20 protein-coding genes are annotated in these 21,098 nt (G+C 47.0%); 13 read left to right on the forward strand and 7 right to left on the reverse strand.

Features of this window, described 5'->3' with window-relative positions:
* Nucleotides 1-9 precede the first annotated feature (9 nt).
* Genes FD971_RS00780 through rpe form a run of 3 tightly spaced genes read right to left on the reverse strand, consistent with a single transcriptional unit; the run spans nucleotide 10 to nucleotide 2,790 of the window.
* Entirely contained in the window at nucleotides 10-576 is a 567-nt protein-coding gene (locus FD971_RS00780) for an aminodeoxychorismate/anthranilate synthase component II (protein WP_215334222.1), read from the reverse strand.
* Nucleotides 560-2,065 (reverse strand): anthranilate synthase component I, encoded by a 1,506-nt coding sequence (gene trpE / locus FD971_RS00785; RefSeq protein ID WP_215334223.1) that lies wholly within the window; start codon nucleotides 2,063-2,065, stop codon nucleotides 560-562. The genes FD971_RS00780 and trpE overlap by 17 nt, the downstream gene beginning before the upstream one ends.
* Nucleotides 2,065-2,790 (reverse strand): ribulose-phosphate 3-epimerase, encoded by a 726-nt coding sequence (rpe, locus tag FD971_RS00790; protein WP_215334224.1) that lies wholly within the window; start codon nucleotides 2,788-2,790, stop codon nucleotides 2,065-2,067. Before rpe ends, trpE begins: the two co-directional genes overlap by 1 nt.
* A gap of 49 nt (nucleotides 2,791-2,839) precedes the next feature.
* On the opposite strand from rpe, the gene apaG reads away from it, so the two are divergent.
* From apaG to FD971_RS00805, 3 genes are all read left to right on the forward strand, one after another.
* Nucleotides 2,840-3,214, forward strand: coding sequence for a Co2+/Mg2+ efflux protein ApaG (gene apaG, locus FD971_RS00795; RefSeq protein ID WP_215334225.1), 375 nt, complete (start codon nucleotides 2,840-2,842; stop codon nucleotides 3,212-3,214).
* 124 nt (nucleotides 3,215-3,338) lie between these two features.
* Nucleotides 3,339-4,493 (forward strand): murein transglycosylase A, encoded by a 1,155-nt coding sequence (locus FD971_RS00800; protein WP_251368640.1) that lies wholly within the window; start codon nucleotides 3,339-3,341, stop codon nucleotides 4,491-4,493.
* A gap of 25 nt (nucleotides 4,494-4,518) precedes the next feature.
* Complete coding sequence (locus FD971_RS00805) at nucleotides 4,519-5,295, forward strand: enoyl-CoA hydratase (RefSeq protein ID WP_215334227.1); 777 nt, start codon at nucleotides 4,519-4,521, stop codon at nucleotides 5,293-5,295.
* Between the two features lie 21 nt (nucleotides 5,296-5,316).
* On the opposite strand, the gene FD971_RS00810 is transcribed toward FD971_RS00805, so the two are convergent.
* From FD971_RS00810 to bioA, 4 genes are read right to left on the reverse strand one after another with little or no spacing between them, the layout of a single operon-like run.
* Nucleotides 5,317-6,510: a M20 aminoacylase family protein gene (locus FD971_RS00810; protein WP_215334228.1), complete on the reverse strand. Its 1,194-nt coding sequence runs from the start codon at nucleotides 6,508-6,510 to the stop codon at nucleotides 5,317-5,319.
* 19 nt (nucleotides 6,511-6,529) lie between these two features.
* On the reverse strand, nucleotides 6,530-7,252 hold the full coding sequence (bioD, locus tag FD971_RS00815) for a dethiobiotin synthase (RefSeq protein ID WP_215334229.1): 723 nt from the start codon (nucleotides 7,250-7,252) through the stop codon (nucleotides 6,530-6,532).
* The gene (locus FD971_RS00820; RefSeq protein WP_215334230.1) at nucleotides 7,249-8,478 is read right to left on the reverse strand and encodes an 8-amino-7-oxononanoate synthase; all 1,230 of its coding nucleotides are present in this window, start codon (nucleotides 8,476-8,478) and stop codon (nucleotides 7,249-7,251) included. The genes bioD and FD971_RS00820 overlap by 4 nt, the downstream gene beginning before the upstream one ends.
* Nucleotides 8,475-9,821, reverse strand: coding sequence for an adenosylmethionine--8-amino-7-oxononanoate transaminase (gene bioA, locus FD971_RS00825; protein WP_215334231.1), 1,347 nt, complete (start codon nucleotides 9,819-9,821; stop codon nucleotides 8,475-8,477). Before bioA ends, FD971_RS00820 begins: the two co-directional genes overlap by 4 nt.
* Before the next feature lie 89 nt (nucleotides 9,822-9,910).
* Between bioA and bioB the strand changes: the two genes are divergently transcribed.
* The 10 genes from bioB (at nucleotide 9,911) to murD (ending at nucleotide 21,073) form a co-directional block, all read left to right on the forward strand.
* The gene (bioB, locus tag FD971_RS00830) at nucleotides 9,911-10,948 is read left to right on the forward strand and encodes a biotin synthase BioB (protein WP_215334232.1); all 1,038 of its coding nucleotides are present in this window, start codon (nucleotides 9,911-9,913) and stop codon (nucleotides 10,946-10,948) included.
* Between the two features lie 12 nt (nucleotides 10,949-10,960).
* Nucleotides 10,961-11,590, forward strand: a complete 630-nt coding sequence (coq7, locus tag FD971_RS00835; RefSeq protein WP_215334233.1) for a 2-polyprenyl-3-methyl-6-methoxy-1,4-benzoquinone monooxygenase — start codon at nucleotides 10,961-10,963, stop codon at nucleotides 11,588-11,590.
* Between the two features lie 274 nt (nucleotides 11,591-11,864).
* Nucleotides 11,865-12,293: a division/cell wall cluster transcriptional repressor MraZ gene (gene mraZ / locus FD971_RS00840; protein WP_215310265.1), complete on the forward strand. Its 429-nt coding sequence runs from the start codon at nucleotides 11,865-11,867 to the stop codon at nucleotides 12,291-12,293.
* A gap of 12 nt (nucleotides 12,294-12,305) precedes the next feature.
* Nucleotides 12,306-13,256, forward strand: a complete 951-nt coding sequence (rsmH, locus tag FD971_RS00845; RefSeq protein ID WP_215334234.1) for a 16S rRNA (cytosine(1402)-N(4))-methyltransferase RsmH — start codon at nucleotides 12,306-12,308, stop codon at nucleotides 13,254-13,256.
* Complete coding sequence (gene ftsL, locus FD971_RS00850; RefSeq protein WP_215334235.1) at nucleotides 13,253-13,519, forward strand: cell division protein FtsL; 267 nt, start codon at nucleotides 13,253-13,255, stop codon at nucleotides 13,517-13,519. The genes rsmH and ftsL overlap by 4 nt, the downstream gene beginning before the upstream one ends.
* The gene (locus tag FD971_RS00855) at nucleotides 13,516-15,288 is read left to right on the forward strand and encodes a penicillin-binding protein 2 (protein ID WP_215334236.1); all 1,773 of its coding nucleotides are present in this window, start codon (nucleotides 13,516-13,518) and stop codon (nucleotides 15,286-15,288) included. The genes ftsL and FD971_RS00855 overlap by 4 nt, the downstream gene beginning before the upstream one ends.
* Nucleotides 15,285-16,838 (forward strand): UDP-N-acetylmuramoyl-L-alanyl-D-glutamate--2,6-diaminopimelate ligase, encoded by a 1,554-nt coding sequence (locus FD971_RS00860; protein ID WP_215334237.1) that lies wholly within the window; start codon nucleotides 15,285-15,287, stop codon nucleotides 16,836-16,838. Before FD971_RS00855 ends, FD971_RS00860 begins: the two co-directional genes overlap by 4 nt.
* Nucleotides 16,839-16,840: 2 nt before the next feature.
* Nucleotides 16,841-18,283 carry a UDP-N-acetylmuramoyl-tripeptide--D-alanyl-D-alanine ligase gene (gene murF / locus FD971_RS00865; protein ID WP_215335072.1) on the forward strand — a complete coding sequence of 481 codons (1,443 nt, stop codon included), beginning with the start codon at nucleotides 16,841-16,843 and terminating at the stop codon, nucleotides 18,281-18,283.
* A complete protein-coding gene (gene mraY, locus FD971_RS00870) occupies nucleotides 18,274-19,443 on the forward strand; it encodes a phospho-N-acetylmuramoyl-pentapeptide-transferase (protein WP_215334238.1) in 1,170 nt (389 codons plus the stop codon). Before murF ends, mraY begins: the two co-directional genes overlap by 10 nt.
* 10 nt (nucleotides 19,444-19,453) lie before the next feature.
* The gene (murD, locus tag FD971_RS00875; RefSeq protein ID WP_215334239.1) at nucleotides 19,454-21,073 is read left to right on the forward strand and encodes a UDP-N-acetylmuramoyl-L-alanine--D-glutamate ligase; all 1,620 of its coding nucleotides are present in this window, start codon (nucleotides 19,454-19,456) and stop codon (nucleotides 21,071-21,073) included.
* Nucleotides 21,074-21,098 lie beyond the last annotated feature (25 nt).

Genomic DNA, 21,098 nt, shown 5'->3' on the forward strand with positions numbered 1-21,098 from the left:
GCTTTTGAGTTATTTTGCTTGCAAGAAATTCTTCAATAGTGCATGACCATGCTCAGAAAGAATGGATTCTGGATGAAATTGGACGCCTTCCACTGCAAGTTCCTTGTGGCGTACGCCCATAATTTCGCCATCGGAAGAAGTGGCTGTGACTTCAAGAGCTGCTGGCAATGAACTCTTCTCAATCGCGAGGGAGTGATAACGCGTCACCTTGAATGGGTTTGGTAAATCTTTGAAAACACCAACACCAGTATGGTGAATATCATCCGTCTTACCGTGCATCACTTTTTGAGCGCGAATAATCTTGCCGCCGAATGCTTCACCAATCGCCTGATGTCCAAGGCAGACCCCAAGAATCGGAATCTGTCCAGCATAGCGCTGAATCGTGGCTACAGAAATGCCTGCTTCAGCTGGACTGCATGGCCCAGGTGAAATGCAAATACGCGCAGGATTGATTTTGGCAATCTCTTCAACCGAAATTTCATCATTACGGAAAACTTTGACCTCTTCACCAAGCTCTGCAAAATACTGAACGAGGTTATAGGTAAATGAATCGTAGTTATCAATCATGAGGAGCATCGAGTCCTCCTTGTACTAAATCAGCCGCCATTAATACTGCTCGGGCTTTGGCTTCGGTTTCTTTCCACTCGGCGGTGGGGTCAGAGTCTGCAACTACGCCAGCGCCAGCTTGTGAATGCAGTACTCCATCACGAATCACACCAGTGCGAATGGCGATCGCTACATCCATATCCCCGGAGAAGGAGAGGTAGCCTACCGCACCACCATAGACGCCACGTTTCACAATTTCCATCTCATCAATAATTTCCATCGCCCGAATTTTTGGAGCACCCGATAAAGTGCCGGCTGGGAAGGTTGCGCGTAGAACATCCATATTGCTCATATTGTCTAGCAATTCGCCCTCAACAGAACTCACAATGTGCTGTACATGAGAATACTTTTCGATCGACATTGAATCAGTCACCTTGACGGTGCCTGTCTTTGCGATACGACCTACATCATTGCGTGCTAAGTCAATCAACATGACGTGCTCAGCAATTTCTTTTGGATCAGCAAGCAATTCGGTGGCAAGACGCTCATCTTCTTCAGGTGTTGCGCCACGTGGACGTGTGCCAGCTAGTGGACGAATCGTCACAATCTTTTGGCTTTCTCGTTGCTCTTGGCGAACCAAGATCTCTGGAGATGAGCCTACTACTTGCAGGTCACCAAAGTCATAGAAGTACATATAAGGCGATGGATTCAAAGACCGCAACGCACGGTATAGGGCGAGGGGTGAATCTGTGAATGGTTTACTGATACGTTGACCGATCACCACCTGCATGCAATCACCAGCCAAAATATATTCTTTAGTTTTGAGAACGGCATTTTCAAAATCAGCCGCTTTGAACTTGCGTACCAACTCTGTTTTGGTGCTTGGTAATGACGCTGGCATGCTTACTGGTTTGCTGAGGCAAGCAAGTAATTCTTTTAATCGAGCTTGGCCCTTCTCAAAACTATCGGCAACGCTTGGGTCTGCATAGACAATTAAAAAAATGCGACCCGCAACGTTATCAACTACTGCCAATTCTTCGGTGAGTATCAACTGAATATCAGGCACACCTAATTCATCTGGTAGATGATGTTTCGCTAAACGCGATTCGATGTAGCGAACCGTGTCATAACCAAAGTAGCCAGCAAGCCCGCCACAGAAGCGAGGGAGACCAGGTTGAACGGCTACTGTTAAGCGTTTGAAATAGGCATCTACAAAATCCAATGGGTTGTCATGATTGGTTTCAATCACTTTGTCATTGAAGAGGACTTCAGTCAGTGGCGCATCTGGAGTGCCAACTGTTCTTAAAACAGTTTTAGCAGGCAGACCAATAAAAGAGAAGCGACCAAAGCGCTCGCCACCTAGAACAGACTCAAGTAAATAAGTATTTTTTTGTCCAAAAGCCTGTGTGAGTTTGACGTACAGCGAGAGAGGCGTCTCTAAGTCGGCTAAAACTTCTTTCACCAAAGGAATGCGATTGAAACCCTGTTTTGCTAGGGCAAGAAATTCTTCGTACTGCATTACGCTTTTCCTGACGTCGCTAGTTCTGCGCGCATCGCTTTAATCACATCGGCATAATTTTCTTTGCCAAAGATTGCGGAGCCTGCAACAAATGTATCTGCACCAGCTTTGGCTACTTCTGCAATATTGTCGACTTTAATTCCACCGTCTACCTCAAGTCGAATATGGCGACCCGTTTCTTGTTGATGGCGATCTAAGCGCGCACGTACCTGCGCAATTTTATTGAGAGTGCTTGGAATGAATGACTGACCACCAAAACCTGGATTCACTGACATCAATAAAACCAGATCGAGTAATTCAAGCGTGTGATCGAGGTGATCAAGTGGAGTGGCTGGATTTAAAACTAAGCCAGCTTGACAGCCTTGATCGCGAATCAAATTAATTGTGCGGTTCACATGGGGGCTTGCCTCTGGATGAAAGCTAATTAGGTTTGCACCAGCTTTTGCAAAATCTGGAATGAGGCGGTCTACCGGCTCAACCATTAAATGCACATCAATCATCGCTGGCTTGCCATTTTTTGTTGCATGCGGGCGTATCGCCTCGCAAACTAAAGGCCCAATAGTCAGGTTCGGAACGTAATGGTTGTCCATCACATCAAAGTGAATCCAATCTGCGCCCGCCAAGAGAACATCTTGAACTTCTTTGCCTAGGCAGGCAAAGTCAGCCGACAAAATGGAGGGGGCGATGACAAACTGGCTATTTGAGGGTGATTTCTGGCTATCCATCCCTAGATTCTAGCTTGCAGTTGGGCTTAGGATGGAGCAGAATTCGAGCATGAATCCTCATGAAATCAGCATTACGGTCAAAACTCAGTATTTGTCCGACCAGTCCGACCCCGATAACCGCCAATTTGCGTTTGCTTATACCGTCACAATCAGAAATACCGGTACGGCAAGTATTCAGCTTATTGCTCGCCATTGGTTCATCACTGATGGGGACAATGATGTCCAGGAAGTCCGTGGCTTGGGGGTTGTAGGCCAACAACCGCTTCTTCGAGCGGGTGAGCAGTTTGAGTACACCAGCTGGGCTACTTTGCCGACACCAGCAGGGACTATGCGTGGTGAGTACTTCTGCGTGACTGAAGAGGCTCAGTTTTTCCAAGCCCCAATCCCTGAATTTGCCTTGGTAATGCCAAGGACCCTGCACTAGGTCCTCAAAGCGCTATTTTTTACCCTTACCGGTCCAAAGGACAATAAAGAGCAGGAGGGCTAAGGCGACTCCTCCCTCAACGGCAAACAAGATCATGGGGTATTCATCGAGTAAATTGGCAATCATGATTTCTATATCCAAATTAATAAGTCGTGAGAATCCTTCGCGGATTCTTGTCTGCAGTGTATTCGTAATCAGTATTGCCAGCTTACTGGCCGCTTGCTCTACGCCCTCTACTCGTGGATCTGGTTACCGGTCTAGCGGTAGTGCCCCATCTTCCTACACCTCCCCAATCGCCAGCTTTCGATCGGTCTCATGGCAAGACTTGCCTGGTTGGCAAGAGGACGATTTAACCCAGGCTTGGCCAGCTTGGCTCAAGAGTTGTGATGCCCTGCGCAAACGCAATGGTGATATTAATTGGCGCCAGGCATGTGCGCAGGCCGGTAATGTTTCAGCTCGTGATGGACGTGCAATTCGCCAATATTTTGAAGGCAATTTTCAAGTCTACGAAGTGAGCAATATCGCTACTGGGAAAGAGTCCGGCCTCATCACGGGTTATTACGAGCCTGTGATGAATGGCTCCCAGACCCGAACCGCTACTTACTCTGTTCCTTTGTATGGCCTACCAAGCGCATGGAAAGCCTCTAAGCCAAATCCTGCGCCGCCACGCGCAGAGTTAATGAGTTCTGGAGTGCTGCGCGGTTCCGAGATTGCCTGGGTGCAAGATCCTGTGGCTGCTGCCTTTATGCAAATCCAAGGCTCAGGAAAAATTCGTTTAGAAGATGGGCGCGTATTGCGACTCGGCTATGCCGGTACTAATGATCAGCCCTTTAGGTCTTTTGCACAATGGTTGCTAGACCGTAAGGAAATCACGCGGAGCGAGGCAACGATGCAAGGTATTTCTGCTTGGGCTAAGCGTAATCCAGGACGTGTGGAGGAAATGCTAAATGCCAATCCTCGCTTTGTGTTCTTCAAAGAGCTCCCTGGGAATGTCAGCGCAGATCTTGGCCCCAATGGTGCTTTGGGAGTACCTTTGACTGCCGAGCGTAGCATTGCCATCGATCTCAAGGCCATGCCCTTGGGCGCTCCAGTTTTTTTGAGTACGACCAAGCCCTTGAGTAGCCAAACCTTGCAAAAATTGGTGATGGCTCAAGATACGGGCAAAGCCATTGTGGGCGGGGTGCGAGCGGATTACTATTGGGGATCAGGGGATTCTGCAGGTGAATTGGCTGGACGCATGAAACAAGATGGCAAGATGTGGTTATTGTTGCCGCGCTGAACAAATCTATTTTTGAAAGAGATTGATGACTTACAACACCATATTGACTGAAGTAGATGGCAAGGTTGCTGTCATTACTCTCAACCGCCCACAAGTATTAAATGCCCTTAATGATGAATTAATGGATGAATTGGGCGCAGCCCTCCTTGGCTTTGATGCTGATGACAACATTGGCTGCATCATAGTTACCGGTAGTGAAAAAGCATTTGCTGCTGGCGCAGATATTGCAACGATGGCGAAGTATGGATTTGCAGATGTTTATCGCGGTGACTTTATCTCTCGCAATTGGGAGGAGATGAAAAAAGTACGTAAGCCAGTGATTGCGGCAGTGTCTGGATACGCCCTTGGTGGTGGATGTGAGCTGGCAATGATGTGCGACACCATCATGGCAGCTGACAATGCTAAGTTTGCGCAACCAGAGGTGAAGTTGGGAATTATTCCTGGAGCTGGTGGTACTCAGCGTTTACCGCGCGCAGTTTCAAAAGCAAAGGCAATGGATTTGGCTTTAACAGGTCGCATGATGGATGCAGCTGAGGCGGAGCGTTCAGGGCTGGTTGCCCGCATTTTCCCTCAGGCGGATTTGCTAAAAGAAGTGAAAGCGATTGCTAAGACAATTGCAGACATGCCATTACTGACCGCAATGATGGTGAAAGAAGCAATTAATGCTGCTTATGAAACAACGCTCTCAGAAGGCATTCATTTTGAGCGTCGTTTGTTCCATACTTGCTTTGCGACCAATGATCAAAAAGAAGGTATGGCAGCTTTTATGGAAAAGCGCCCTGCTAAATTTACAAACTCGTAAAAAATTACTGCTCAGACTGAATTATTTTTCCAAGTAGCGTTGGGCTAGTTTGACCCAGTAGCTGACGCCCACTGGAATCAGTGCGTCATTGAAGTCATAAGAAGGATTGTGAAGATGGCATGGACCCATGCCATGACCTACTGCGCGGTGATCGCCATCACCATTGCCTAGGAACACATAGCAACCAGGTTTCTCCAGCAGCATGAATGCAAAGTCTTCGGCACCCATCGTTGGGTCAATTGACGTGTTGACGTTTTGCGCTCCAACTAATTCACTCATGACCTCGCTTGCGAAGCCTACTTCCTTATCATGATTAATTAGCGGGGGATAGTTGCGAGCAAAACTGACTTCCGCTTGACAGTCAAATGCACTGGAGACGTTGTGAGATATTTCTCGTAAACGTTGCTCAATCAAATCCAAAACTTCTATTGTGAATGTGCGAACAGTCCCGCCGATAAATGCGCTATCCGGAATAACGTTGCTTGTCTCGCCCGCATGAAACTGCGTGACTGACAACACGGCTGCATCGACTGGACGTTTGTTGCGGGTAATGATACTTTGTAGAGCTTGGACAACTTGAGCGCCCGCAAGAACGGGATCAGCACTGTTGTGCGGCAAGGCGGCATGTCCACCTTTGCCTCTGATAGTGATTTCAAAAGTATTGCTGGAAGCCATCATCGGGCCAGAAGTGACGCCAAAATGACCTTCGGCAAGCCCGGGCCAGTTGTGCAAACCAAAGACGACATCACAAGGAAACTGCGTGAACAGCCCGTCGTTAATCATTTCTTGCGCACCAGCACCACCTTCTTCTGCGGGCTGAAAAATAAAAATGACTGAGCCTTTGAACTCGCGATGATTAGACAGGTATTGAGCCGCCCCTAAGAGCATGGCAGTGTGACCATCATGGCCACAGGCATGCATCTTTCCCGGATTCTTTGAAGTGTGTTCAAAAGTATTGTGTTCTTGCAGTGGCAGTGCATCCATATCGGCACGCAAACCAATCATCTTGCCTGGACCTAAGTCGCCATCAAGCCTGCCAACAACCCCAGTTTTTCCAAGGCCGCGATAGACCGTAATGCCCCAGCTCGAGAGAGCTTCAGCTACAAGATCAGAAGTGCGGTTTTCTTCAAAACGTAATTCTGGGTGCGCATGAATATTGCGGCGAATCTCTTGAATGGCTGATGCGGAGTCGATGATTTCTGGAAGTAATCGCATAACTTCATCTTATCTGAATTTACTCAGGCAGTTTTATATGCCCTGCAGCAAATCGTAAGGCCTCTATGGAGTAGGGGGCATTATCAGATTTGTGAAGCTGCTGAGGAAGCGTGGGAATGACGCCTAGAAAAGGCGCAAATATCCTCTCTTTTAAGGATTGAATATTTTCGTCTAAAAGAGGCATTTCCTCCGAAAGCGTGTTCGCTACCCAGCCAGCAATAGTTAACTGTCGTGACTGAATTGCTTCACAGGAGAGTAAGGCGTGATTAATGCAGCCCAAACGCATGCCGACTACAAGGATGACTGGTAAGTCCATCGCCTGCGCTACATCCCCTAAATCTTCTTCGTTGTTCAAGGGAACTAAAAATCCACCCGCACCTTCAACTACTACCGAATCAAATGCGGAAGTTAATGTATTGAATGCATCCAGGATCAGGGTGGCATCTAAACGAACCTTCTTTTTCTGGGCAACAAGGTGCGGTGCAGCTGCTTCATCCAAAATATACGGGCAAAGATTCTGCTCCTGAGAATTTAATCCTGAGGCAATTCTTAATGTCTCTAGGTCTTCATTGAATTTTTGGCCGCTAGAGTTGGTATAGGTGCCAGCCACTACGGGTTTAAAACCGATTGTGCTTGCACCCATCTCTCTCAATTTAAGAATGAGAGCGCCGCTGATTAAAGTTTTTCCGACTTCAGTATCAGTGCCTGTGACAAAAAATCCAGCAGGTGCATTTAATGTCATGAATTATTTCCAACTTTTTGTTCGATGACTTGTAATGTCTTAATGAGTTCACGCAAATCATCGACACCGTGGTTAGCCGAGAAGGTTATGCGTAGTCTAGAGCTGCCAACGGGAACAGTAGGTGGACGAATTGCTGGAATCCAATAACCCGCCTCATCCAGGAGACTAGCTGCTGCCAATGCATTTGCATTACTTCCCAATATGACTGGTTGAATTGGAGTGGACGAAGGGGTTTTTTCCCAGATATGGAAAGTCATTTCATCGCGCCAAATCTGAATTAGCTCATTGAGTTTTTTTCGGCGAGCAATGCCTTCATCACCTTCGATTAACGCAAGGCTGCTGAGTAGAGTATGCGCAATCGCCGGTGGTGTAGCGGTGCTATAAATGTAGGGGCGTCCCTTTTGGATAAGCCACTCAATAAACGGTGCAGCTGCGCAAATAAATGCGCCGCTAACGCCAGCTGCCTTACCAAGTGTGCCGACATAAATGATTCGCTCTGAATGCACGCCCGCTTGCTCCAAAATACCATGACCCTGATCGCCAAGCACGCCAAATCCATGGGCGTCATCCACCATTAACAAAGCATCATATTGTTCGGCAATGTGCAGTAGTTTTTCTACGGGCGCGATATCCCCATCCATGCTGAATACGCCATCGACCACAATCAACTTAAGGGAATGGGTATCTTGCTTTAGCGATTCCTCGAGCGAATCGAGTTTTTGGTGATCAAACAAAGTCACCTTGGCCTTAGTTTGTGCGCTTGCCAGGCGGACGCCATCAATCAAGGAGGCGTGATTGAGTTTGGCTGAGTAAATACTGGCTTGACCCTGCTCGGCAAGTCTAGCAAGTCCAGTAATGGCGTTGATATTGGCAAGATAGCCAGTGCTAAAGAACAGTGCCCTTGCATTGGGAATATGCTTTTCCTCGCAGGCAGCTAATTTTTTTTCAAGCAAATCATGTGCAATGCTATGACCGCTAATGAGGTGCGATGCGCCGCTCCCAACCCCATACAGTCTTGCGCCTTCCGTAAGCGCGGCAACTAATTTGGGATGGTTTGCTAGACCTAGGTAGTCATTACTACAAAACATTTTTAGCTCTCGCTCACCAACGCGTGCCTTGGTGTCGCAAGGTGATTCGGTAGTTCGCAGCTTGCGTCTCAGTAGTTGCGCGTCTAAGTCGGCAATCTGTTGCTCCGCCATATCGCGAGCTTTAAAGTGTGCACTCATACCAGCACCTGATTAAGAGCGCGCTCTACAGAGGCGCCCATTTGTATTGCTTCCTCTGAAGAGAGAATGTACGGTGGCATCACATAAATCGTATTGCCAATCGGTCTAATGAGAATGCCTTCTGCCATGCTTGCTGAAAACATGTCTCGTGAAAACGTAGCTGAATTTTTTAGTGCTGCGAGTTTGATATCAAAGGCTAGGATCATGCCCTGCTGGCGCCAATGTTCGATGCGAGGATCTGCTTTTGCCCAAGCAAATGCATTAGCAAGATCTTTGCTGCGTTCAAGATTTTTTTCAAGAACAGATTCGGTTTCAAAAATTTCTAAACACGCAAGCGCTGCAGCGCATGCTAATGGATTGCCTGTATAGGAATGCGAGTGTAAGAAGCCTTGTTGCATTTGATCGCCATAAAAGGCGCGATAAATTTTGTCAGTCGTCATGGAGAGCGACAGCGGAAGGTAGCCGCCACTAATGCCTTTAGACAGCGTCAAGAAGTCCGGCCAAATTCCCGCATGTTCACAAGCAAAAAACTTTCCTGATCGACCGCAGCCTACTGCGATCTCATCTGCGATGAGATGAATGCTATAGCGATCGCAGAGTGATCGCACTAAGCGTAAATATTCTGGTGAGTACATCGCCATTTGTCCTGCGCATTGAACGAGTGGTTCCACAATGATGGCGGCAATATGGTGATGTTCTGTTTCTAGTAGCGCCTCTAATTTTTTTGCAGCTTGTCTAGCAACATCATCAGCACTTTCACCAAGCTTTACTTTGCGCGCATCAGGTGAAGGGACGGTAAAAACATCTTGTAAAAGTGAGCCATAGGCTTCACGAAAGATTGCAACATCGGTGACTGCTAATGCACCTAAAGTTTCTCCGTGGTAGCCATTTTCTAAACAGACAAATTTTTTCTTTTGCGCTTGATTGTTCAGACGCCAAAAGTGATGACTCATCTTCAAAGCAATCTCTACTGCAGAAGCGCCATCGGATGCAAAAAAAACGTGACCCAAATGACCTTGAGTTAAAGCAGACAGTTTCTCGGAAAGCGCTACTACAGGTGGGTGAGTAAATCCGGCGAGCATGACATGCTCAATTTTTTCAAGTTGCTCAGTAATGGCTTGATTGATGCGTGGATTGGAGTGGCCAAACAGATTGGTCCACCAAGAGCTAATGCAATCCAGCAGCGCATTTCCCTTGTCATCAAAGAGCCAAGCACCCTTACCCTTGGTAATGGCAATTAATGGCAATGACTCGTGATGCTTCATCTGAGTGCAGGGATGCCAAACAGCATCTAGGCTGCGATCAACCAGAGAGGTTTGATTTGGATCAGAAATAAGCTTCATGTTTGGTATTTGACCACTAGTTTTTCCTAATTTAGGCCTGTATCTGTTATGTTTATGCCTTGAATTGATCTATTTTCTGGAATTCGACCATGCAGGCCACCCAAACTACTGAAAAACCCCTCACCCAAGTCAAATCTCAAAAGGATTTGCATAAAGAGGTCGATGCATCGGGCGCTTGGTCGGTTGCTCAAATTGAGGCTCTATTTGCCCTCCCATTTAGTGAATTGATGTTTAAAGCGCAGGAGACCCATCGCGCCAACTTCCCTGATGGCGATGTGGAATTAGCTACGCTCTTGTCCATTAAGACTGGCGGCTGCCCTGAAGATTGTGGCTATTGCCCTCAGGCAGCCCGTTACGACACTGACGTGAAGGCCAATAAGTTGATGGATTTGGACGAGGTGCTTGAGGCGGCTAAGGCTGCTAAAGCAGCAGGATCAAACCGTTTTTGTATGGGAGCCGCTTGGCGGGAGCCTAAAGACCGCGATATTGAAAAAGTCACCGCCATGATTAAGGGAGTGAAAGCTTTAGGCCTTGAAACCTGCGCCACCCTAGGGATGCTAGAGGCTAATCAGGCTCAAGCCCTTCAGGAAGCAGGCTTGGACTTCTATAACCACAATTTGGATACCAGCGAAGACTTCTATCGCTCAGTCATCTCTACTCGGGGATATCAAGACCGTTTAGATACGATTTCTAATGTACGTGCAGCCGGTATGTCAGTTTGTTGCGGCGGCATTGTGGGCATGGGTGAATCCCGTGAACAGCGTGCAGCTTTCTTGGCCCGCTTGGCCAATTTAAGCCCATATCCAGAGTCAGTTCCAATTAACCACCTGGTTCCTGTTGCGGGCACTCCTTTGGCAGATCAGAAGCCCTTAGATCCACTGGAATTCGTCAGAACTATTGCTGTTGCTCGCATCACGATGCCGCGTGCACGGGTGCGTTTATCGGCTGGTCGGCAGGAGCTCGGCAGGGCAGTTCAGGCCATGTGCTTCCAGGCTGGAGCGAATTCTATTTTCTATGGTGAGCAACTACTCACTACCGGTAATCCCGAGGCAGAACAGGACCGTGAGCTTTTGGCTGAGTTGGGTTTGAAGACTAAGCAAAGCTGCAAAGCAGAGGTTTTGGTCTAGTTTTTCAAGCCTATGGCGCTAATTGATCGCTTCATTATTGAGTTTGATACAGCCTTGCGCTCGGTAGTTGGGGGAGCTCATGCCCATCGCCCAACCCCAGGTTCGGATATTCAATCTACTGCATTGCTAGATGTCAAAGAGCGAGAGCATGCTGCTGGATTAATGCGTGTCAATCACGTGGGTGAGGTTTGTGCCCAAGCTCTCTATCAGTCCCAAAAATTAGTGGCCCGTAATCCTGAAATTCGGCAGATGTTGGATCATTCTGGCCAAGAGGAAATGGATCATTTAGCTTGGTGCGAAACACGTCTTCAGGAGTTAGGTTCGCACACGAGTTATCTCAATCCAATTTGGTATGCAGGATCCTTTGCAATCGGCCTGGCTGCTGGCTTAGCGGGCGATAAGTGGAGTTTAGGATTTGTTGCTGAAACAGAAAAACAAGTAGAGAATCACCTCGAAAGCCATCTTCAAAAATTGCCTATAGAAGATGAGCGTTCTCGAGCTATTGTTGATCAAATGCGCATCGATGAAATCGAGCATGGACAAGCTGCCATTTCTGCTGGAGGTGCGGCCTTGCCGGAGCCGATTCAGAAGTTAATGCAGGCGATGTCCAAAGTCATGACAAGCACTGCTTACAAAATCTAGTTCTAAGTTAATAATTTTGTTTAATTTGATTCAGAATACTGTTTATTAATACAGTATATTTATCTATTATTAGGATAAATAGCTAAGACCTATTCTTAAGTATATTTTCCAAGCCATTGTTTCAAGTAGCATTTTTATAGGCACCATTTTATTAACACATGACGCTAAGTGTTTGTAATCACTAGGAAATTTCCTAAAAAATTACCCAAAAACACTTGACCCTCTTATTGCGATCCTCTAAAGTGGGAGGAAGTGTGAAAAAGTGGGGTAAATGGTGTTTCAAGGTGCGTCAGCTCTCAATTTAGATGCAAAAGGCCGCATGTCTGTGCCGGCAAAGCATCGTGACGCCTTGTTAGTTCAAGGCGAGGGCCGAATTACGCTCACAAAACACCCCGACGGATGCTTGCTGCTGTTCCCGCGCCCTGAGTGGGAAACCTTCCGCTCGCGTGTTGCGCAACTGCCAATGGATGCCCATTGGTGGCGACGTATTTTCCTCGGTAATGCTGCGGAAATTGATTTGGATAGCGCTGGAAGAATTTTGGTGAGCCCAGAGTTGCGCTCAGCTGCCGGCATTGAAAAAGAAGTGATGCTGCTCGGAATGGGTAGTCATCTGGAGTTGTGGGACGCCGCTACTTACGCTGCAAAAGAACAGGCTGCCATTGCACAAGGTATGCCTGAAGCCCTGAAGCAATTTAATTTTTGATGACAGGGTGCCATGAACATAACTCATCGCCCAGTATTACTGGCCGAGGCGGTGACGGCGCTGATCAGTGGTCCACGCATCACATCTTCCGAGGCATCAAAAAATCCACTCTTGATCGATGGAACCTTTGGGCGCGGTGGCCATACGCAAGCACTGCTCTTGCAATTGCCTCCAAGCGCGCAAATGATTTCTTTCGACAAGGATTTAGATGCGATCGCAGTAGCGGAAAAAATCAACGATCCCCGTTTACGAATCGTGCACGACAGTTTTGCGCAGATGGACCAGTACGCGGAGCCAGAATCAGTCGATGGAATTTTGTTAGACCTTGGGATCAGCTCTCCACAAGTGGACGAAGCGCATCGGGGATTTTCCTTTCGCAAGGATGGCCCGCTGGATATGCGCATGAACACGGATCACGGTTTAACGGCGGCAGAATGGTTGGAGCAAGCATCACAAGAGGACATCACGCGCGTGATTAAGACTTATGGTGAGGAACGTTTTGCATTTCAGATCGCTAAAGCCATTGTGGCAAAGCGAGAAGAGGGCTTGTCTCCAAAAACAACCTTGCAGCTAGCAGGCTTGGTAGCCAGCGTGGTACGCACAAGAGAAGTGGGGCAAGATCCTGCCACGAGAACTTTCCAAGCTCTCCGAATATTCATTAATCGTGAGTTGGAAGATTTGGAGCTCGGATTGAAGGCTGCGCTCAATTTATTAAAGCCAGGTGCACGCTTAGCGGTAATCAGTTTTCATTCGCTTGAAGATCGCATCGTGAAGCAATTCATGCAGTCGCACGCGAAGGTTGAAATCCCACGGGGTTTGCCAGTACGCGATAGAGATCTACCGCAAAGTGCCTTAGAAATTATTGGACGGGTTAAGCCAAGTGATCAGGAGATTCGAGAGAATCCACGTGCTCGTTCCGCCATCATGCGCGTTGCTGAAAAACGTGCGGGAGTGCCAACTTGAATCGCGCCACGTTGACCTTATTGGTATTGCTATTAGTTTGCGCACTATCTTTGGTGGCAGCACAGCAGCGTGCACGTAAATTATTTATCTCTTTAGATCGCGCGCAAATTGAAGAGCGTAAATTAAATCAAGACTGGTTACGCTTAGAGTATGAGCAGCGCAATTTATCTAAGTCTGCGCGGATTCGCGATGTTGCTCGCAATCAGTTGCGGATGGTGCCTATATCTCCAGAGCGTACTTTGTACCTGAAGGAGGCTAGATGAGGACGGTAGGTTTTTCTACTACTCCAAATCTAGTATTGCGTCTGCCAATGTGGCGGTCACGCCTCATGCTATTTATGTTGTTCTTCGTATTCATGCTGTTATTAGTGCGAGCTTTTTGGATTCAGGGTCCGGGCAATGCCTTCTATGAGGCAAAAGGTGTTCGTGGTACGCAGCGCGAGTTAGAGTTGCCAGCTTCTCGCGGAAAGATATTGGATCGTAATGGCCAAGTGATTGCTACGAGCTTGGAGGCAAAGTCTGTGATTGCCTATAACGACACCGTACCAGATGATTTGGCGGTTGATAAGGTGCAAAAGTTAGCAAGACTATTGCAGATCAGCGAATCAGAACTGCGTAAAAAGTTAAAAGAAGATCGTAAGCAGGTTTTCTTGAAGCGCCAAGTAGATCCCGTGGTGGCGCAACAGATTAAACAATTAGAAATTCCCGGCATTGGCTTAAATAATGAATACCGTCGCTTTTATCCAGAGGGTGAAGCGATGGCGCACGTTGTTGGTTTTACAAATGTGGAAGATCGTGGTCAAGAGGGTATGGAGCTCTCTCGAGAAAAAGACTTGGCTGGACATCCAGGCGCGCGTCGAGTGGTTGTAGATCGCCTGGGTCGCGTGGTCGAAGATGTGGCCATTTTGCAGTTGCCACAAAATGGCAAGGATCTGCAACTTTCTATTGATAGCAAGATTCAGTTTTTAGCCTATAACGCAGTTAAGAGTGCGGTCGAGCAACACCGCGCTAGCGCAGGTGGCGCAGTGGTATTGGACACTCAGACTGGTGAGATCTTGGCTTTAGCAAATTACCCAAGCTATAACCCTAACGATCGCAAGAAGTTAACGGGTGAGCAGTTGCGTAATCGCGTTTTAACTGACACCTTTGAACCCGGCTCGACAATGAAGCCATTAACTGTAGCAATTGCCTTGGAAAAAGGTGTCATTGCTCCCAATACCAATATGGTGATTGGTGCTAAATATTTAGTGGGGCCTAAACCCATCACAGATACACATCCCTACGGTAATTTAACTGTTTCTCAAATTATTCAAAAATCAAGCAACATTGGTACAGCCAAAATTGCGATGAACAATTTAACTGCAGAAGAGATGTGGAATTTCTACACCTCTGTTGGTTTAGGTCAGGCGCCGAAGATTGGATTTCCTGGCGCTGTAGCTGGCACAGTTCATCCCTATAAAAAGTGGATGCCAACAGATCAGGCGCGGATTGCTTTTGGTTATGGCATCTCAGGCTCACTTTTTCAAGTTGCTCGTGCTTACACCATCTTTGCCCGCGATGGAGAATTAGTGCCACTCACGATTGAGCGCAGCCCAGAATTTAAGCCAGGTACACATGTTATTTCCGCTAAGACTGCCATGGAAATGCGAAGCATGATGGAGTCGGTAACAGAGCCTGGCGGCACTGCAATCAAAGCACAGGCTGAAGGTTATCGTGTTGGCGGAAAAACAGGTACAGCCCATAAATTAGTGGGTAAGGGCTATGGCAATAAATACCGTGCGTACTTTGCAGGTCTAGCGCCAATTAGTGCGCCACGTATTGTGGTGGCGGTAATGATCGATGAACCAACTGGCGGGAGTCACTATGGCGGTGATGTAGCTGCACCAGTGTTTTCTACTATTGTGAGTGAAACCTTGCGCACACTGAATGTTGCCCCCGATAGCAATGTGAATCAGGCAATGTTGGAAGATAAAAACAGTGTAGATATTCAGAGTGCTGCGGTTAAAACAAATGCCGCGGTTTTAAAGAGATGATGGCAATGGTGAATATCGAACCGCATCTCTTGATCTCGCACTTACGCGATCTCACATCTGTAGATGCCAAGGTATCTGCGGATAGCCGTCAAATTCAATCTGGCGATATCTTCTTTGCGTACCCTGTTGGTCATGGAAATGCCCTGCGTGATGGTCGTGATTACATTGCTGCCGCCCTAGCGAATGGTGCTGCGGCAGTTGTATTTGATCCTGCAGATGGTGTAGCTAATGAATACTTAGATCGCCCAGAATGTTTTGCTGTTGAGAATTTATCAAGTTTGGCTGGAGAGCTTTGTGCAGAGTGGTATGACTACCCAAGTAAACAGCTGAATGTTATAGGTGTTACCGGTACCAATGGCAAAACCAGCATCACTCAGTGGTTAGCACAGGCCTTGGATGAGTCAAATCATCGAACAGCGGTATTAGGCACCTTAGGCACTGGATTTCCAGGAGCATTGGTTCAGACTGGTTACACCACACCCGATGCGCCTCGCCTACAAACTCAATTGAAAGAATTGTTTGATTTAGGTGCTCAGCAAGTGGCGATAGAGATCTCCTCTCATGCACTCGATCAAGATCGCGTTACTGGTTTGGATGTGCGTACCGCGGTATTTACTAATTTGACCCAAGATCATCTGGATTATCACGGCACGATGGGTGAATACGCTGAGGCAAAAGCAAAACTATTCCAATTGCCTCGGCTTGAAAATGCCATTATTAATTTTGATGATCCCTTTGGTCGCGAATTAGCAATGAAGCTCCTCGCTGTCGACGGTCCTCGAGTATGGGGCTACGCATTAAGTATTGATGCATTTTCTGGGTTTGAAAAATTTGGCGATCGTCTGAAGCGTGCCTCTACAGAAAACACTGTATTTACGGCTACAGGCTATGAATCTGAATTTAGCTGTGATGCATCTGGACCATGTGCTGTCCAACTTGCAGTATTGGGTGAATTCAATCTGAGCAATTGTCTTGCTGTTTGGACAGTTCTATTGGCGCAGGGCTTGAATCCACATGAAGCCTCCAAGCGTATGTGCAAATTAAGTCCCGTTCCAGGCCGTATGGAATTGATTCCTGTGAATAAAACGCAAAGAACCGAAGGTCCATTGGTAGTTGTGGATTATGCGCATACACCAGATGCTCTCACTAAAGCATTGAATGCCTTGCACCCTATTGCAGATCAACGTGACGGAAAAGTGTGGTGTGTCTTTGGTTGTGGCGGCGATCGAGATTCAGGTAAGCGCTCACAAATGGGTAGGGTTGCTCAAGATTTTGCCGATTACATTGTGATTACAAGTGATAACCCGCGCTCTGAAGATCCAGAATCCATTATTACCATGATCCAGTCTGGTATGTCTGGCGACTTGGCAAATGTTCAAGTGCTGTCTGACAGGGCTGCTGCAATTATGGCTGCAGTAAGACATGCTGATACCAAAGATATTGTTTTGGTTGCTGGCAAAGGGCATGAGTCTACTCAAGAAATCAATGGCAAGAAATTTGATTTTTCTGATCAAGAGCATATTCGTTTGGCAGCAGGAGGTGGCATATGAGTATGTCTATGACTAGCCTCGCCCAAGTACATGCCATGTTGCCAGGTAGTCAGTTGATTCATACTGATGCAAAGTCTGCCGAAGGAATTTCTATTTCTCATGTTGGCAGTGATAGTCGTCAGATCCAGTCTGGTGAATTATTTATTGCCTTGTCGGGCGAACGTTTTGATGCGCATCATTTTTTGGGTGATGTGGCTGCAGCGGGCGCTAGCGCTGCGCTCATTAGTAATACACAAGCCTGTCCAGAGAACTTGCCTGCAGTTTGTGTTCAGGATGTTAAACAAGGCTTAGGTGAGCTAGCAAAAGCATGGCGTGCACAGTTTTCTATTCCAGTAGCTTTGGTAACTGGATCTAATGGTAAGACCACAGTAAAAGAGATGATTGCATCAATCTTCAGGACAGCTGTGGGTGAAGAGGGCACTCTAGTTACTAAAGGTAACTTCAATAACGATATTGGTCTGCCTTTAACCTTGTTACGCATGCGCTCAACGGATCGCTTGGCAGTGATTGAGTTGGGAATGAATCATCCTGGCGAAACCGCAGAGTTAGCCGTCATTGCTCAGGCCAATATTGCGTTAATTAACAATGCGCAGCGTGAGCATCAAGAATTTATGGCGACAGTAGAAGCTGTTGCGCAAGAACATGCATCAGCTTTGGCGGCACTCCCTGTGGATGGTGTTGCAGTCTTCCCAGCAGATTCTGAATTTTCTAGTGTTTGGCGGCAAGCTGCTGCTGGACGCAAGGTAATTGATTTTGCTTTATCTGCGGACTCGGCATTAGTCAAAGCCTCTGTGACTGGAAAGTTATTAGCTAGCGGAAAAATTGAGATTTCAACTGAACTTGGCAAAGTTGAGGTTCAACCCAATACCTTGGGAAGCCACAATGTGCGCAATGCCTTAGCGGCTAGTGCAGTTGCTCTGGGCGCTGGATTAAGTTTGGAGCAAATCAAAATGGGTCTGGAATCCTTTCATCCAGTAAATGGACGCATGCAATCAAAGCTTTTGGATGCAGGCCGTACCTTGATTGACGATAGTTACAACGCTAACCCTGATTCTGTCAGAGCAGCTATTGATGCGCTGAAACAGTCTGGGAATGTCTCCTGGTTGATATTGGGAGATATGGGCGAAGTAGGCGATCAAGGCCCCGCGTTCCATGAGGAAGTTGGTGCCTATGCTGCTGAGCAGGGGATTACTAAATTATTTGCTCTTGGAGAGCAGTGCAAATTTGCAGTGCAGGGCTTTAATGATTTATCGAAGACTCAGCATGCTAGTAGTGCTGCGCACTACACCACATTGGATCATTTACTTGAGGGGCTTAATGTGGCGCTAGCAGATCAAGAGTCAAGCAAGCAGTTGCACTTAGATATTTTGGTTAAGGGATCTCGTTTTATGCGTATGGAGCGTGTAGTGCAGGCCTTATTAGAGGAGGCTAAAACATGCTCTTGATATTGGCGCAATGGTTACAGGACGATTTTGGATTCTTCCGAGTCTTTAACTACATCACTTTTAGAGCGGTGATGGCAACAGTGACTGCTTTGCTAATTGGCTTGGCGGCTGGTCCATGGGTTATTCGCAAGTTGACTGCATTGAAGATGGGTCAAGCAGTCCGTACGGATGGTCCACAAACCCATTTAGTGAAATCAGGCACCCCAACAATGGGCGGTGTATTGATTCTTTTGGGTATTTTTATCTCCTGCATGTTGTGGGCTGATTTGAGCAATCGCTTTATCTGGATTGTGATGATTGTGACTTTTGGATTTGGCTTGGTCGGCTGGGTTGATGATTACCGCAAAGTCGCGCGCAAAGATCCTAAAGGAATGGCTTCAAGAGAAAAATTCTTTTGGCAGACTTTGATTGGATTATTTGCCGCTATTTATTTAGCCTTCTCTGTATCTGAAGTAAATAACCTCAAAGTCTTGCAGTTGTTCTTTGATTGGCTTAAGAGCGGCTTCGCATTGGATCTTCCAGCTAAATCAAACTTACTGATTCCGTTTATGAAAGAAGTGAGTTACCCATTAGGCGTAATGGGTTTCATTATTTTGAGTTACTTAGTGATTGTTGGTAGTAGTAACGCCGTAAATCTTACAGATGGACTAGATGGTCTAGTGATCATGCCAGTAATATTGGTGGGTGCTGCTCTAGGTGCTTTTGCTTATGTGATGGGTAATGCAATTTACGCAAAGTATTTATTGTTCCCATACATTCCTGGCGCAGGTGAGCTCATGATTTTCTGTGGGGCCATGGGTGGTGCGGGGCTCGCATTCCTCTGGTACAACACCCATCCCGCTCAAGTGTTCATGGGCGATGTTGGCGCACTTGCATTAGGCGGTGCACTCGGAACTATAGCCGTGATTGTTCGTCAAGAAATCGTGCTCTTCGTTATGGGTGGGATCTTTGTGGCGGAAACACTATCAGTGATGCTGCAAGTCTTTTGGTTCAAATTTACCAAGAAGCGATTTGGTGAGGGTCGTCGCATTTTTAGGATGGCACCACTACATCACCATTTTGAATTGGGAGGTTGGCGCGAAACTCAGGTAGTGGTTCGCTTCTGGATCATCACCATTTTATTAGTTCTCATTGGCCTCTCCAGCCTGAAATTACGGTAAGCCAAGGAATATGCATAACTTAGATCAAGCCTTCGCTAATCCAGCTCTCATCAAAGATGAGGGTTATCAAGCGCCTCAGAATTTCTTAATCTTGGGATTGGGAGAGTCTGGTTATGCCATGGCTAAGTGGTGTTTGCGGAACGCTGCAAAAGTTAGTCTGGCCGATACGCGTGATCGTGAACAGTTAAATGAGCATCAAAAAGCCTGGTTAGCTGATCTTGAATTTGCGGGGCTCAAAGAAGCCCACTTTGGTCCGCTTGATGACCTGAATTTAAAAAATATTGATGTCATCGGAATTAGCCCTGGTTTATCGCCACTTCAAGAGCCAGTAGCCTCATTCTTGGTGAAAGCACAAGAAGCCACTATTGATATCTGGGGAGAGTTGGAATTCTTTGCCAGAGCGATTGCTGCATTAGATCGCATGGCCCAAGTCTTAGAGTCAGAATATAAGCCGGCCTTATTGGCAATCACCGGAACCAATGGAAAGACAACTACAACTGCACTGACTGGACAGTTGTGCGAACGCGCTGGTAAGCGAGTTGCTGTTGCTGGCAATATCAGCCCTGCAGCTTTAGATAAATTGATGTCTTGCTTGGATGAATCCGATCAAGTCGCTGATATGCCTGAGATTTGGGTGCTTGAACTTTCCAGCTTCCAACTGGTTTACACCAGTACCTTCAATGCAACTGCAGCAACCGTATTAAATATTACGCAAGATCACCTGGATTGGCATGGTGATATGCAAGCCTATGTTGATGCAAAAGCGAATATCTTTGGGCAAGACACTGTCAGCATTCTGAATCGTGATGATTCATTAGTAATGAATTTACTAACTGAAGAGCAAAAAGCTAATAAATCAGTCATTACTTTTGGAGCAGGTCGTCCTGATGAGCAGGGTGATTTTGGTATTGAGCATGATCTGCGTGCCGGTGGCATTGATTGGCTAGTCTGGGCTGAGGTAGATGAAGAGCTTGAGCCCCAACCTAAGCGTCGCCGAAAAGTTATTGCAGAAGAAGAAGAGCCATTAAGACTGAAGCGTTTAATACCTGCTGATGCTTTACGTATCCGTGGCCGCCACAATGCGTTGAATGCATTGGCCGCATTAGCCTTGGCACGAGCAGCTGGTTTACCAATGAATATGCTCTTGCATGGTTTACGCGACTATCATGGCGAGCCTCATCGTGTTCAAAGTGTTTCAATTGTGTCGAATGTTGAGTATGTGGATGACAGTAAAGGTACGAATGTAGGCGCAACAGTAGCCGCGTTAAATGGTTTGAGCGCGAATGAATCTGGCAAGCGGATCTGGTTGATTGCTGGTGGTGAAGGCAAAGGCCAGGACTTTAGCCCTTTGCGTGATCCTGCGCTACGTTTTGTAAAAGGAGTCTTCCTGATTGGTAAAGATGCACCAATTATTGCGGAGGCTTTGGCTGATTCGGTGCCCTACGTCATGAGTGAGACTCTCAAAAATGCAGTAGCAGAAGCTGCCAAGCAAGCCCAGTCCGGCGATATCGTTTTACTCTCGCCAGCTTGCGCTAGCTTTGATCAGTTTAGTGATTACGTAGCACGCGCTGAAGCATTTGTTGCAGAAGTCCAAGAATTGGGAATGCAATTCGAAGGAGTCGATGCATGAGTTTGAGGGAAAAACTTTTTCCTGA

The sequence above is a fragment of the Polynucleobacter sp. AP-Ainpum-60-G11 genome, from assembly GCF_018688375.1.
Lineage (GTDB): Bacteria > Pseudomonadota > Gammaproteobacteria > Burkholderiales > Burkholderiaceae > Polynucleobacter.